The sequence below is a fragment of the Endozoicomonas sp. SESOKO3 genome (genome assembly GCF_024606255.1).
In genome coordinates, this window is the sequence record NZ_JAHHPR010000338.1 from 1 (window position 1) to 1,558 (window position 1,558).

The window sequence follows — 1,558 nt, forward strand, 5'->3', positions numbered from 1 at the left end:
GTTTTTGATGGTAGAGTTGTCATTAGAGTTGTGTTTGTTGACTTCAGCATTGGCCACTGTGAAGGCAGCTCCCAGCAGGTAGTCATCGCTGATGTTGGTTTCAGCGCCCAGTGTCAGACCGCTGAGATCTGCATCGAAACCAAACAGCTTGTCCCCACCATCGTTTCTGCGATCATCCTGAGTGACGTCTGAGCCCAGAACCTGCAACCAGAAACCCTGACTAGTGTAACTGCCACCGTATGCCAGTCCGGTGTTTGAAGCCTCATCCTCCTGAACTGCTCTGACGTGCGCCAGGACGTTGCTCTTAACCTTGGCTTCTGCCGTCACGTTGGTGATCTGGATGGCGTCAGAGTTGTTGAATTTACTTTCTCTGGCGACCTCAGCCAGTTTCTTTACATCCGTTATATTGGAGACCGTGCGGTAAAAGTTATTGAAATTCGTGGAGTTCACGGGATCTTGGGTAATGACTGCCATCATAGCGGCCAGAGCTTCTTCAGTAGTGGCGCCAGCGCCTTCCTGTGCAACCAGATTCTGAAGTGATTCGCTGGTTCTTGGTGTCAGATCTGTGATCAGAGTATTGCCGGTCTGTGTGACCGCGGGAGTATCAATCAACACAGAGTGCTCAATCGTTATATCGGAAGCATTCAGGTTGGTGGTGGCTTCAATGATTTTTGCATCTTCAACGGTGTTGCCAGATTCTACGACTTCCTGAGAAGGAATAATTTTCAGCTTTGAACCTGTACCAATGTCGGCAGTACCTGTGACAACCAGAGCTGCATTAGTGTCGGAATCTGTATCCAGCTCTGTTGTAAGGAGTCCTGTTGAATAAACAGTCAGATCACCATCAAGCGTCTGTGATCCGGGCTTGTCAAAGCTTGCAGTACCAAAGACTTTGACGTGTGTTGAACCGGAATTTTTCTTAATATCACCTCGGAAACTGGTGACGTCCGAACCTGATCCAGCGACTGTAATGGTTTCAATATCCTCAATATCGCCACCAAATGTCGAGTTACCAGCTATCGCCAGACTATCACCGGTGAGAGGAGAGCCCAGCACTTTTCCCTCTATCGTACCGTTATTGACGCCCATGAGGAGGGCACCACCGGCACCGCTGAAGTCAACGGCAATCTCACCGTTTGTTTTCAGCGTACCGCCATTAACGACGATCGAAGCACCTGCTCCCAAAAAACCTCCATCGGCTGCTGTGATGGCTGTGTTACCTTGCAGTGTACCGGTTATGGTGACAGTGCCTAGCAGCTCTTCTTCAATTCTGAGAGCATCTCCGTCCTCGACCTGAATGGTACCGCCCAGGTAGGTCTCTCCAACATTGATTTGAACGACGCTGGAGGTGCCGTCTTTCAGCAGAATACCGTGAGCTGTACCTTTACCATAAAGGCCGCTGAACGCAGGCATGTGCACTGCGTAGCTGGTATTGGCTCCGTTATAGAGCAGAATGGCCACGCCATCGGGGTTGTCGAGATTGATATTGACGGGTTGGAATACAGAGCCCTGAACGTAGAAAGTACCGTTGTCTGCATCCAGAATGAATGCATAGGGG

At 50.1% G+C, this 1,558-nt stretch carries 1 protein-coding gene; it reads right to left on the reverse strand.

Annotation, left to right across the window (positions count from 1 at the left end; all coding sequences use genetic code 11):
- Window positions 1–1,558 (reverse strand): autotransporter outer membrane beta-barrel domain-containing protein (locus KDK18_RS05995; protein WP_257253924.1); only part of this gene is annotated, 1,558 nt, incomplete at both ends.